General features: G+C 70.6%; 11 protein-coding genes. 6 read left to right on the forward strand and 5 right to left on the reverse strand.

The features are described 5' to 3' along the window. The first annotated feature begins 217 nt into the window (after window positions 1-217). Genes A5680_RS19230 through A5680_RS19240 form a run of 3 tightly spaced genes read left to right on the forward strand, consistent with a single transcriptional unit; the run spans window position 218 to window position 2,539 of the window. Window positions 218-1,168 carry a GNAT family N-acetyltransferase gene (locus tag A5680_RS19230; RefSeq protein ID WP_055402677.1) on the forward strand — a complete coding sequence of 317 codons (951 nt, stop codon included), beginning with the start codon at window positions 218-220 and terminating at the stop codon, window positions 1,166-1,168. Continuing rightward, window positions 1,165-1,857 carry a DUF5642 family protein gene (locus tag A5680_RS19235; RefSeq protein ID WP_067822131.1) on the forward strand — a complete coding sequence of 231 codons (693 nt, stop codon included), beginning with the start codon at window positions 1,165-1,167 and terminating at the stop codon, window positions 1,855-1,857. Before A5680_RS19230 ends, A5680_RS19235 begins: the two co-directional genes overlap by 4 nt. A gap of 28 nt (window positions 1,858-1,885) precedes the next feature. After that, the gene (locus tag A5680_RS19240) at window positions 1,886-2,539 is read left to right on the forward strand and encodes a DUF5642 family protein (RefSeq protein ID WP_055402632.1); all 654 of its coding nucleotides are present in this window, start codon (window positions 1,886-1,888) and stop codon (window positions 2,537-2,539) included. Between the two features lie 4 nt (window positions 2,540-2,543). Here the strand turns inward: A5680_RS19240 and A5680_RS19245 are convergent, their stop codons facing one another. Further along, entirely contained in the window at window positions 2,544-3,140 is a 597-nt protein-coding gene (locus tag A5680_RS19245) for an alpha-ketoglutarate-dependent dioxygenase AlkB (protein ID WP_197499815.1), read from the reverse strand. A gap of 88 nt (window positions 3,141-3,228) precedes the next feature. On the opposite strand from A5680_RS19245, the gene arcA reads away from it, so the two are divergent. Then, window positions 3,229-4,443, forward strand: a complete 1,215-nt coding sequence (gene arcA, locus A5680_RS19250) for an arginine deiminase (RefSeq protein WP_067822138.1) — start codon at window positions 3,229-3,231, stop codon at window positions 4,441-4,443. A gap of 18 nt (window positions 4,444-4,461) precedes the next feature. Here the strand turns inward: arcA and A5680_RS19255 are convergent, their stop codons facing one another. After that, on the reverse strand, window positions 4,462-6,033 hold the full coding sequence (locus A5680_RS19255) for a dolichyl-phosphate-mannose--protein mannosyltransferase (protein WP_067822141.1): 1,572 nt from the start codon (window positions 6,031-6,033) through the stop codon (window positions 4,462-4,464). A gap of 25 nt (window positions 6,034-6,058) precedes the next feature. Between A5680_RS19255 and rsmI the strand changes: the two genes are divergently transcribed. Next, window positions 6,059-6,895, forward strand: coding sequence for a 16S rRNA (cytidine(1402)-2'-O)-methyltransferase (gene rsmI, locus A5680_RS19260; RefSeq protein ID WP_055402638.1), 837 nt, complete (start codon window positions 6,059-6,061; stop codon window positions 6,893-6,895). A gap of 3 nt (window positions 6,896-6,898) precedes the next feature. On the opposite strand, the gene A5680_RS19265 is transcribed toward rsmI, so the two are convergent. The 3 genes from A5680_RS19265 to A5680_RS19275 are packed head-to-tail and all read right to left on the reverse strand — an operon-like array spanning window position 6,899 to window position 10,282. Then, window positions 6,899-8,152: an aminodeoxychorismate synthase component I gene (locus tag A5680_RS19265; RefSeq protein WP_067822149.1), complete on the reverse strand. Its 1,254-nt coding sequence runs from the start codon at window positions 8,150-8,152 to the stop codon at window positions 6,899-6,901. Window positions 8,153-8,192: 40 nt separating this feature from the next. Further along, entirely contained in the window at window positions 8,193-9,104 is a 912-nt protein-coding gene (locus A5680_RS19270; protein WP_067822152.1) for an RNA polymerase sigma-70 factor, read from the reverse strand. Further along, window positions 9,101-10,282 carry an NAD(P)/FAD-dependent oxidoreductase gene (locus A5680_RS19275; RefSeq protein WP_067822154.1) on the reverse strand — a complete coding sequence of 394 codons (1,182 nt, stop codon included), beginning with the start codon at window positions 10,280-10,282 and terminating at the stop codon, window positions 9,101-9,103. Before A5680_RS19275 ends, A5680_RS19270 begins: the two co-directional genes overlap by 4 nt. A gap of 291 nt (window positions 10,283-10,573) precedes the next feature. Here A5680_RS19275 and A5680_RS19280 point away from each other — a divergent pair, with 291 nt between their 5' ends. Next, on the forward strand, window positions 10,574-12,187 hold the full coding sequence (locus A5680_RS19280; protein WP_067822244.1) for a hypothetical protein: 1,614 nt from the start codon (window positions 10,574-10,576) through the stop codon (window positions 12,185-12,187). Window positions 12,188-12,388 lie beyond the last annotated feature (201 nt).

Consider the following 12,388-nt stretch of genomic DNA (forward strand, 5'->3'; position numbering starts at 1 on the left):
CGCCCTCCTTGCCGCGGCCGGAACCCAGCCCATAACCTGGGCAACATCCGACCGCGTCCGGGGGTGTCGGGCCTGGCGCGGTAGACGACGGCAACGCAGGCGGGCAGGTCATGGCACAGCGGCGGTCACCGCGACGCGCAGACCCCGGCCGCGATGGTGTGAGCGGCGGGCTATCGCGGTGGCCTTGACCGGCGCGCGAGCGGACGAGCTGGCGGCGATGGACATCTTCGAGGGATGTCCCACCTCCGATCTGGTGCCGTTGGCCGCCGCGCTGCAACCGCTGCGCGCCACGGCCGGCCAGGTGTTGATGAGGCAGGGCGAGGAGGCCGTCTCGTTCCTGGTCATCTCGTCGGGCATCGTCGAGATCACCCACGTTGGCGACGACGGCGTGGTCATCGTCGAACACGCCTTCCCGGGCATGCTCATCGGGGAGATCGCCCTGCTGCGGCACATCCCGCGGACGGCGACGGTCACCACCGCCGGCCCGCTGACCGGGTGGATCGGCGACAACGACGCCTTCGCCCACATGCTCCACATTCCCGGCGTGATGGAGCGGCTGCTGCGCACGGTGCGCCAGCGTCTGGCCGCGTTCATCACCCCGATCCCGATCCGGGTGCGCGACGGAACGCACCTCATGCTGCGGCCGGTGCTTCCCGGCGACAGCGAGCGGACCGTGCACGGACACATCCAATTCTCCAGCGAGACGTTGTATCGGCGCTTCATGACGCCGCGGCTGCCCACCCCGGCGTTGATGCACTACCTCTCCGAGGTCGACTACGTCGACCACTTCGTCTGGGTGGTGATCGACGGCGACGACCCGGTGGCCGACGCGCGCTTCGTGCGTGACGAAAGCGATCGCAGCGTCGCCGAGATCGCCTTCACCGTCGCGGACGCCTACCAGGGCCGGGGGATCGGCACGTTTCTGGTGAATGCGCTGTCCATCGCGGCGCGGGTCGCCGGGGTCGAAAGATTCTCGGCGCGAATGCTTTCCGACAACCTGCCGATGCGCACGATCATGGACCACTACGGTGCGGTCTGGCAGCGCGAGGACGTCGGCGTCATCACCACCGTCATCGACGTGCCGCACCGGCCCGACCATGGCGTGCGGCGCGACGTGGCCGCCCAGATCGAGCACGTCGCCCGCCAGATGATCGAGGTGGTCGGCTGAGCCCCTTCCGGATCGGCCCGCTGACAATCCCCGCGCTCGCGCTGTTGGTGGCCGCATGCGCCCACACGCCCGCACCCGCTCCGCCGCCCGGGCCTACGAAATCGCCGGCGCCCAAGGCGGTCAACCCGGCCAACATCAAGCGGTTGGTTCGCGAGCTGCCGCCCGGGTACGAGGCGACCACGGGCATCCCCAGTGGGGCGTCGCCGCGAGTGATCTGGAGCCTGGGCCCCGAGGCGTTGGACAGCGCGACGAGGCCGCCGCAATGCGCAACGCTCGCCGACCCCGGGAATGGACGCGATCAGTCGGCGCAGGGTGTGTCGGGGTCGGGCAGCGGGGGGATCGTCGACGCGGTGGTGGTGGCTTTGCCGGGCCCGGTTGACCTGCCCGGCGACGTCGTCACCGCATGCGGGCAGTGGACCATGACCGCCGGGCGTGCCACGGCAAGCGTGCGCCTCATCGAGGCCCCGCGCATCGATGGCGCCTCGACCGTCGGCATGGTCGCCGACGTCAAGTCGTCCGTCGAGTCGGGCACCGAGATAGATTCGCGCACATACACATACACGGCCTACCTGGGCAACTACTACGCGTTCACCACGCTGACCACCGACCCGGGTTCGGTGGTGCCCGCGTTGGCACCGCAATTCGCCGCCGACCTGCTCGTCAAAACGGTGTCCACGTTGCGCAGCTGACGCAGCCGCCTTGGGTAGATTGGCCACGATGTTCAAGGAGGCGGTCGCAGTGGCGGCGGTGTGCGTGCTCGCCGGCTGCTCATCCGGGGCGACGACCTCGGCGAAGGTCGACATCAAGAAGGTCGCCGACGTGAAGTCGAGCTTCGGGCCGGACTTCAGGGTCACCGACATCGGTGAGCGCGGGATCGATCCCAAGGTGCTGGCCGGCCACAAGCTCCCCGAGGGGCTCACGTTCGACCCCGCCGGCTGCGCGAAGGCGGCGACCGGCCCGGACATGCCCCCGGACGTGCAGGGCAACATGGCCGCGGTCTCCGCCGAGGGCAAGGGCAACCGGTTCGTCGTCATCGCCATCGAAACGTCAAAAGCGTTGCCGTTCAACGACCCTGGGAAGGAATGCGCCAAGATCGCGTTCTCCGGCCCGCAACTGCGGGGCGGCATGGAGGTGGTCGACGCGCCGCAGATCGACGGGGCTCGCACCATGGGTGTGCACCGCGTGCTGCAGGCGCTGGTGGCGGGCGGGCCCCGCACCGGCGAGCTCTACGACTATTCGGCGCAATTCGGCGAGTACCAGGTGATCGTCACGGCCAATCCCCTGGTGATCCCCGGGCAGCCGGTCGCGCCGGTCGATACGCAACGCGCCCGCGACTTGCTCGTCAACGCGGTGAAGGCGGTCCGCAGCTAGCGCCTCAGCGCACGCCGCGCGGGCGGAACTGGATGCTGATGCGCGGGCCCACCGGCGCCGCCGTCTTGGGCACGGCGTGCTCCCAGGTGCGCTGACAGGATCCGCCCATCACCAGCAGATCGCCGTGCGCCTGGGGCAGCCGCAACGACGGCCCGCCGCCGCGGCGGCGCATGGCGAACGTGCGGGTGGCGCCCAGGCTGATGATCGCCACCATGGTGTCTTCGGAGCTGCTGCGGCCGATGGTGTCGCCGTGCCAGGCCACGCTGTCGGACCCGTCTCGGTAGCAACACAATCCGACCGTGGTGAACGGTTCGCCGAGCTCGCCGGCATAGATGTCGTTGAGGCGGCGCCGCAGCCGGGCCAGCAGCGGGTGGGGCGGCTGGTCGACGGTGAGGTCGTGGAAGCTGACCAGCCGCGGCACGTCGACCACGCGGTCATACATCTGCCGGCGTTCCTCCCGCCACGGGACCGCCGACAACAGGGCGTCGAGCAGGTCGTCCGCTTCGGCGAGCCAGCCGGCGCGGATTTCGATGAAGGCGCCGTCGCCGAGTTGTCGGCGCTCGGTGTGCTGGAACAGGGAGCCTTGTACCGCCATCTCCACGGCACCCAGTCTATCGCACATCCGTTCGATGACCCGGGGCGCGCGGGGGGCGTGTGCCCGGACGGGCGGGTCGGGCGCGGCTACGGTTGTGGGTGTGGTCGACCTGGGCACCGATTCCGAGGTGGGAGCGCTGCGCGTCGTCATCCTGCACCGCCCCGGCGGCGAGTTGCGGCGGCTCAACCCGCGCAACATGGATCAGTTGCTATTCGACGGGTTGCCCTGGGTGGCGCGCGCCCAAGACGAGCACGACCAGTTCGCCGAATTGCTGCGGTCCCGCGGCGTGCAGGTGCTGCTGTTGTCGGACCTGCTGGCCGAGGCGCTGACCCACAGCGGGGCCGCGCGGATGCAGGGGGTGGCCGCGGCCGTCGACGCCCGTCGGCTGGGAGTGCCCCTGGCGCAATCCCTTTCGGCCTACCTGCGGGGGCTGGAGCCGGCCCGGCTGGCCCAGGTGTTGATGGGCGGCATGACGTTCAACGAATTGCCGTCGGACATCCGGACCGACGTGTCGCTGGTGCTGCGCATGCACCAGGGGGCGGACTTCGTCATCGAGCCGCTGCCCAATCTGGTGTTCACCCGTGACTCGTCGATATGGATCGGCCCGCGGGTGGTGATCCCCACGCTGGCGCTGCGGGCCCGGGTGCGCGAGGCGTCGTTGACCGATCTGATCTACGCCCACCACCCGCGGTTCACCGGGGTGCGGCGCGCCTACGAGTCGCGCACCGCTCCCGTCGAGGGCGGCGACGTGCTGCTGCTCGCCCCCGGTGTGGTGGCGGTGGGCGTCGGCGAACGAACGACCCCGGCCGGCGCGGAAGCGTTGGCCCGCAGCCTCTTCGAGGACGGCCTGGCGAGCAAGGTGCTCGCCGTGCCGATCGCCCAGCGGCGCGCCCAGATGCACCTCGACACGGTGTGCACGATGGTCGACACCGACACCGTGGTGATGTACGCCAACATCGTCGACACGCTCTCGGCGTTCACGATCGAGCGGACGCCGGAGGGCGTCGCGATCAGCGACGAGGCGCCGTTCCTGGAGGCCGCCGCCAAGGCGATGGAGATCGACCGGCTGCGCGTCATCGACACGGGACTGGACCCCGTCATCGCCGAACGCGAGCAGTGGGACGACGGCAACAACACCTTGGCGCTGGCGCCCGGCGTTGTCGTCGCCTACGAGCGCAACGCGCAGACCAACGCGCGGCTTGAGGACGCCGGCATCGAGGTGCTGACCATCGCGGGCTCCGAACTGGGCACCGGCCGCGGCGGGCCACGCTGCATGTCGTGTCCCGTCGCCCGCGACCCGGTGCGCTAGACGTCGACGCCGAAAACCTCAGCGCCAACTGGGCAGCCAGATCTCCATGTCCCAGGTCTGCTGCGAAATCGGCAGCCCGGTAAGCACCGGGAACAGCCAGGCGAAGTTGGTCACCACCAAAGCGACGTAACAGCACACCGCGATCAGCCCCAGCGTGCGCCGTTCGGAGCCCCCCATACCGCGGGCGCGGTTCGGCGGGTAGAGGATGTCCCCGCAGATCAGCGCGATCCCCATCACCAGGAACGGTGCCATCGTCGCCGCGTAGAAGAAGTACATCTGCCGGTCGATGTCGGCGAACCAGGGCAGCCACCCCGCGCAATAACCGGTCAGCACAACGGCATAACGCCAATCGCGGCGCACGAACGTGCGCCAGCACGCGTACAGCAGAACGGGCACCGCCAGCCACCACATCGCCGGCGTGCCCACCAGCATCTCCGCCTTGACGCACGACTGCGCACCGCACCCGGACACGTTCTGCTGATCGATCGCGTACAACACCGGCCGCAACGACATCGGCCAGCTCCACGGCTTGGACTCCCACGGGTGGTAGTTGCCGGCGGAGTTCGTCAGGCCCGCGTGGAATTGAAAAGCCTTGGCGCTGTAGTGCCATAGCGAGCGGATGGCGTCGGGCAGCGGTACCACCGAGTGCGGGCCGATCGACTGGCCCACCTCGTGGCGGTCGATCGCCGTCTCGGAGGCGAACCACGGCGCGTAGCTGGCCAGGTACACCGCGACGGGGATGAGGCCCAACGCGTAACCGGTGGGCAGCAGATCGCGCCGCAACACCCCGAACCAGCGTCGTATCACCTGGTACTGGCGCCGCGCCGCCACGTCGAACGCCAACGACATCACGCCGAAGAACAGGACGAAATACAGGCCGGACCACTTTGTGCCGCAAGCCAATCCGAGCAGGACGCCGGTCAGGAAGCGCCACCACCGCACCCCCAACCGCGGACCCCAAACCGTCGCGGTCGCCCGGCCCTCCAGCAGCGCGGCGTGCATGCGCTGGCGCACCTGATCGCGGTCGACGATGAGAGCGCCGAACGCGGCGACCACGAAGAACGTCAGGATGCCGTCGAGCAGGGCGGTCCGCGCGGCGACGAAGCTGACGCCGTCGCAGATCACCAGCACCCCGGCGATGGCGCCCACCAGCGTCGAGCGGCTGATCCGCCGCACGATCCGCGTCACCAGCACCACCAGCACGACGCCCAGCAGGGCGCCGGTGAACCGCCAGCCGACCCCGTCGTACCCGAAGATCCCCTCGCCGATCGCGATCAGCTGCTTGCCGACCGGCGGGTGGACCACCAGGCCGAACCCGGGGTTGTCCTCCACCCCGTGGTTGTGCAGCACCTGCCAGGCCTGCGGCGCGTAGTGCTTCTCGTCGAAAACGGGTGTGCCGGCGTCGGTCGGCGACCCGAGATTGAGGAACCGGGTGATCGTCGCCAGGACGGCGATCACGCCCGTGACGACCCAGCCGCGGATGTGGTCGGTCGGCCCGAAGTCGGCCACCGGAACCATCGGCCCCGGGCTGACGACGGGCACGACATGCTCGGGGCCGGCGACCAAGGATTCGCGGGGCGGGGCGGACATCGGTGTCGATCGTAGGCTGTCCGACATGACCACTGGCCGCCTGTTGCTGGCCGCGACCCCGTTGGGCCAGCCGTCGGACGCCTCCCCCCGGCTCATCGACGCCCTCGCCCACGCCGACGTGGTGGCCGCCGAGGACACCCGGCGCGTCCGCACCCTGGCGAAAGCCCTGGACGTCACCATCGGCGGCCGCGTCATCAGCCTGTTCGACCGGGTCGAGGCGGCCCGGGTGGAATCGCTGATCGCCGCGCTGAAGGCCGGGGCGACGGTGTTGGTGGTCAGCGACGCCGGGATGCCGGTGATCAGCGACCCCGGCTTCCGGCTGGTCGCGGCCTGCGTGGACGCTGACCTGCCGCTGACCTGCCTGCCCGGCCCGTCGGCGGTGATGACGGCGCTGGCCCTGTCGGGCCTGCCGGCGGAGAAGTTCTGCTTCGAGGGGTTCGCGCCCCGCAAGAGGGCGGCGCGGCGGGCCTGGCTGGACTCGCTGGCCGACGAGCGGCGCACCTGCGTGTTCTTCGAATCGCCGCGCCGGCTGGCCGCGTGTCTGCGCGACGCCGTCGACCAGCTCGGCGGCGCCCGGCGCGCGGCCATCTGCCGGGAGCTGACCAAGGTGCACGAGGAGGTGGTGCGCGGGTCGCTGGACGAGCTGGCGGCGTGGGCGGACGACGGGGTGCTCGGCGAGATCACCGTCGTGCTGGCCGGCGCCACCCCGCGCGCCGACCTGCCGGCGCTGGTCGAGCGGGTCGAGGAGCTGGTGGCCGGGGGCGCGCGCGTCAAGGACGCGTGCGGCGAGGTGGCCGCCGCGCATCCGGGGGTGCGCTCGCGGCAGCTCTACGACGCGGTCCTGCAGTCGCGCCGCGGGTGAGGATCAGCCGACCGAGAACGCGGCGGCGATGCGGGGCTGCCCGACGATCGGCGACGCCTTGTGCAGGCATTCGGCCCATTCGGCGTCGGGATCGGAATCGGCGGTGATCCCCCCGCCGACGCCCAGCACGGCCCCACCGGCGGCGTCGAACTCGACGGTGCGAATGGCGACGTTCAATTCGCAGCCCGCCACGGGGGAGGCCAAACCGACTGTCCCACAGTATATTCCGCGACGACGCGGTTCCCACTGCGAGAGCAGTTGGCGCGCGCGGTGTTTGGGCGTCCCGGTGACCGACGCCGGCGGGAACGCGGCGTCCAGCAACGCCGAGGTCGGCAGGTCGACGGGGACCCGCGCCGAGACCGTCGAAACCAGGTGCCACACCCCGGGGGCGCGGCGCACCACCAACAATTCGGGCACGGTGACGGTGCCGACGGTCGCCACCCGGCCGAGGTCGTTGCGCACCAGGTCGACGATCATGATGTTCTCGGCCACCTCTTTCGCCGACGCCCGCAGCGCCGACGGCCAGGCGTCCAGGGGCAGGGTGCCCTTGATGGGGCTGGACGTCACGAGCGTGCCGCGCCGCCGCAGGAAGAGCTCCGGGGACAACGACGCCACCGCGCCCCACGGCCCGGCGACATAGGCCGCCCGCGCCGGGGAGGTGCGCGCGATGCCCTCGGCGAAGAAGTCCAGCGGGGCGCCGTCGACCCTCCCGGTGAATTGGGTGCACACGCACGCCTGGTAGACCTCGCCGGCGCGGATCGCCTCCAGGCAGTTCTGCACGCCGTCGCGGTGGGCCACCCGGTCGGCGGGGCCCCAGTCGATCCGGCACTCGCGCGCCGGTGGCGGCGCCGTCGCCAGCGCGGCGGCCAGCCAGTCCGGCATCGCCGCGCCCGACAGGCTCTCGTACCACCACTGGCCGTCCCGGTCGCGGCGCAGGACGCAATCGGTCCAGCCGCCCGCGGCTTCGGGAATCCGGTGCGGCCCGCCGTCGGCGCCGGGATCGGGATAGGAGAGGTAGCCGATCCAGCCACCGCCCACCGCGGGGGAGTCGGCCGGCCGGGCGCCCAGCCGGACCGCGAAGGCCGCGTCGAGATCGACCGGCTGCGCGGAGACGCTCGGGGCGATCACCGCGAGCGCGCCGAACCAGTCGCCGGTCAGCGCGGCCGGTGGCGGCAGGCCGCGCCGGGCCGTGGCGGCGCCGACGGCGCGCAGCACCTGGGGTGCGGCGCCAAGGTCGCCGAGCCGGTCGATACGCACCGACCTAGCTTGACAGAAGTGCGGCCGTTCGCACCCCGGCCTACCCGCGGCTGACGTCGCGGGCCGTCGCCAGGGCCGTTAGCTTGTCCGGGTTGCGGGTCACGTAGAAGTTGGTGATCTTGTCGTTCGCGATCTCCAGCGTGATCACCCCTTCGAGCTGGTCGCCGAGGTAGAGCAGCACGGCTGGGGCGCTGTTGCAGGTGACCATGTCGACGCGGAAGCCCTCGATCGCCGTCGCCTTGCGGATCAGGCCGACGATGGCCCGGGCCACCCGCTCGGCGCCCACCACCGGCCGACGGGCGGCGCTGACCTTGCCGCCGCTGTCCGCCGTCCACGTGGCCTCGGGGGCGAGCAGCGTCATCAGCGTCTGGACGTCACCGCTGGCGGCCGTCTGCAGGAATTGGGCGGTGATCTGCGCGTTGCGTTGCGGGTCGGTCGCGTCGAACCTCTTCCGCCGCGCCCGCACGTGTTCACGGGCCCGGTGGGCCACCTGCCGCACCGTCGGCGCCGGCCTGCCCACCGCCTGGGCGATCTCGGCATAGTCGAAGCCGAACACCTCGCGCAGCACGAACACCGCGCGCTCGTCGGGGCTCAACGTTTCCAGTAAGACCAGCATCGCCATCGAAATCGATTCCGCCAGAACGACATCCGCGGAGGGGTCCTGCTCGTCGAGGAGCAGCGGCTCCGGCAGCCACGGGCCCACGTACTCCTCGCGTCGGCGCGCGTCGGCGCGCAGCGCGTTGAGCGCCTGGCGGGTGACCAGCTGGGCCAGGTAGGACTTGGTGTCGCGCACCGTCGACAGGTCGACCGCGGCCCACCGCAGATAGCTGTCCTGCAGCACATCGTCGGCCTCGGTCGCCGAGCCCAGCATCTCGTAGGCGATGGTGAACAGCAGCGGCCGCAGCACGGTGAACCGTGCCGCGTGCTCGCTACCGTCCTGTGCGTGCGTCATCGGAGGGCGGTCTCCGCCGGCGCCTGCGCGGGCCTCTTGCCGCCCTTGATCCAGAGATACGAGCCGGGCTTGGCGACCTCGCGCCGAATCGCCCATAGCGTGCCCTTGCACACGGCCTCCTTGATGGACGCGGCCGTCCGGCCGCCCACCACCACGTTCACCGGGGTGTCGTCGGTGCGCGCCAACTGCACCGTGCCGAAGGAGCGGCCCAGGCTGATGCACTGGCCGGCGAACGCCTGGCTCAGCGGCGCGGGCGCCTCCCCGGCGATGCGGCTGAGCACGGTGTTGGCGGCCTGCGCGCCCAGCGGCCCGGCCGCCTGGCAGCTCATCCGCAGCGGCTGCCCCGAGGGCGCGACCGCATCGCCGGCCGCGACGACGTACGGGTCGTCGATGCTGGTCAGCGTCTCGTTGGTGAGCAGCCGGCCCAGCGCGTCGGTGCTCAGGCCGCTGCGCGCCGCCAGGTCGGGCACCGTGAACCCGGCCGTCCAGATGGTCGCCGCGCTGGGCAGCGCGGCGCCGTCGCTGCACACCACCTCGTCCCAGCGCACCTCGGCCACCGCCACGAATTCCAGCACGTTGACACCGAAACCGCGCAGCCGCTTGGCCACCGAGCGACGCCCCCGCTTGCTCAGCGACGGGCCGAGGGTGCCGCCGCAGACCAGGGTCACCCGCCGGCCCTGTTCGGCCAGCTCGGCGGCCGTCTCGATTCCGGTCAGGCCACCGCCGACGACGGTGACGGGCGCGGACAGCGGCAGGTCGGCCAGCGCGTAACGCAATCGCTGTGCGCTCTCCAGGTCGGCCACCGAATGGGCGAAGTCCACCAACCCGGGCACGGTCGACGGCGCCGCCCCCGTGCTGCCGACGGCGTAGATCAGGTAGTCGTAATCGAGTTCGGCGCCCGAGCCCAGCAGGACCCGCCGCGCGGCGGCGTCGATGCGGTCGACGGTGTCGACGACCAGCTCGATACCGTCGGCCAGCAGCGTCGCGTAGTCCGCGGTCGCGGCGCCGGTGTCGGCGACCAACTGGTGCAAGCGGATTCGCTCCACGAAGACGGGGCGGGGGTTCACCAGGGTGACGTCGACGTCCGGACGCTGCCGTAGGTGATTCGCGGCCAGGGTTCCGGCGTATCCGCCTCCGACCACGACGACATGAGTTTTCTGTGCGGCCACCTCGGTCATTGCTGTCTCCTGTTCTTGCGGGCCTGATGCCCTTGAGACACCGCGGGCTCCTCGAGCGTGACAGGGTCGCCCACATTGTGACCCGTCTCACTGACGCCGCTTCGCGGGGCGGGGCCGGCCGGGCGGTGCGTGTTACGCTGCGCTACGCCAATTCGTGACCTGCCCCGCGTCGGATACACGCACCAGATAACCCAGGTAGTAGGGGGCCATTTCGAGGTCCATCGGTGTGTGTTGGGAGAAGCAACCGTGAAGACGAGGAAGAGCGCGCTGGTCGCTGCCGTGTGCACGGCCATGGTGCTGAGCGGGTGCGGCGACAAGAGCGATCCCGGGCCGCTGTCGGCGATGGTCAGTCCGGCCATCCCGCCGAGCGCTCAAGAGATTCCCAACCCGTTGCGCGGCCAGTACGAAGAAGGCTTGAATCCGCTTTTCCCGCAAGGCAATTCCGCTCAGCAGCGGTACGCCGCCTGGCCGGCGTCGTACGACGCCAGCCTGCGGGTGTCGTGGCGGCAGTTGCAGCCCGTCGACCCGCGCACGCTGCCCCCCGACGCTCCCGATGACCGCAAGTTCGACTTCAGCGCGATCGACGACGCGCTGGCGAAGGTCGGCAGCCGCAACATGCGGCTGACCCTCGGCGTGTACGCGTACAAATCCTGTTGCAACGATTCCTATCCGGGCAACACCAATATCGCGATTCCGGACTGGCTGCGCCCGGCGGCCACCAGCTATCCCTCGCCGCCCAACAGTCCGGCCCCGGGTGTCACGCAGGTCGTGCCGAACTGGAACGACCCCGACTACCTGAACAACTTCGGGCAGTTGCTGGCCGCGCTCGGCCGGCGCTACGACGGCGATGAGCGCCTGAGCGTGTTCGAGTTCTCCGGATACGGCGACTTCGGCAAGACCAGCCTCGCCTACCTGCGCGACGCGCTCGGCGCGCCGGGGCCCGGCCCGGACGACAGCCTGCCGAAGTTGGGCTACTACAGCCAGTTTCGCGATCAGAGCATCACCAAGGCGGCCATCGGGCAGTTGGTCGCGGCCAACGTCGGCGCGTTCGGCCACACCCAACTGGTGGTCGCCGCCGAGAATCCGGAAATCACCCGCGAATTGTTCGCCGACGACGTGACGAAAAAACTGTCCGCGCCGGTCGGCATCCGCGCGGATTGCCTTGGCGTGCAGTCGCCCCTGCCGGAATGGGCCGAGTCCAGCGACTCGCACTACGTGCGGTTCAACGACGCGGCCGTCGCCGCGATCAAACAACGGCTCACCTCCGCGCTGGTGATCAGCCAGTGGTGCCGGTTGCCCAACGGAACCGAGCCGCGGTCCTACTACGAGAAGGCCCTGCACGACGTCGTCAAGTACCACGTCTCGATGACGTCGAGCGCCAACTTCCCGGACCGGGACGCGACGTCGGCGATGGACCCCAAGCTGTACCTGCTCTGGGCAAAGGCGAACACCTCCGCCGGCTACCGCTACTCGGTGGAGGCCAAGCCGGGGTCGCAGTCGATCCAGGGCAAGGTCGCGTCCATCTCCGTGGTCTGGACCAACTACGGCTCCGCGGCGGCCACCGAGCGGTGGGCGCCCGGTTACAAGCTGGTCGACTTCTCCGGCGCCGTGGTCCGCACCATCCCTGCGGCGGTCAATCTCAAGACGCTGGTCCACGACGACTCCAGCCAGTCCCGCGAGGAGGCGGTGCCGGAGTCGACGGCCGAGTCGGTGCGCGTCGACGTGACGGGGCTCGCGCCCGGCCACTACACGCTGCGCGCGTCGGTGGAATGGCAGCAGCACAAGCCGGGCGCCGCGCACGTGGTGAACTACGCGCCGATGGCGCTGGCCCGCGACGGGCGCGACGGATCCGGTCTGTACCCGATCGCGACGCTCGACATAGCTAACGACGCCGCGTCGGCCTGACCGGTCTTTCGTGGCGTCCACCAGCGTCGACCGGACCGGGCCGAAGTTCTTCGTTAGCCCAGTTGGGGCGGGTCGTGCGTGATACGTTCTGCTGACCAAAACGGATCGTTGGCCCGCCCGGTCCAAATACGCCCGACAGACAGCCAAGCGAACCCAAAGGGCCCGCCGATGCGCATCGACGCGCAGTTGACGGGAATTCGC

This window comes from Mycobacterium sp. E2989, from assembly GCF_001667595.1.
Lineage (GTDB): Bacteria > Actinomycetota > Actinomycetes > Mycobacteriales > Mycobacteriaceae > Mycobacterium.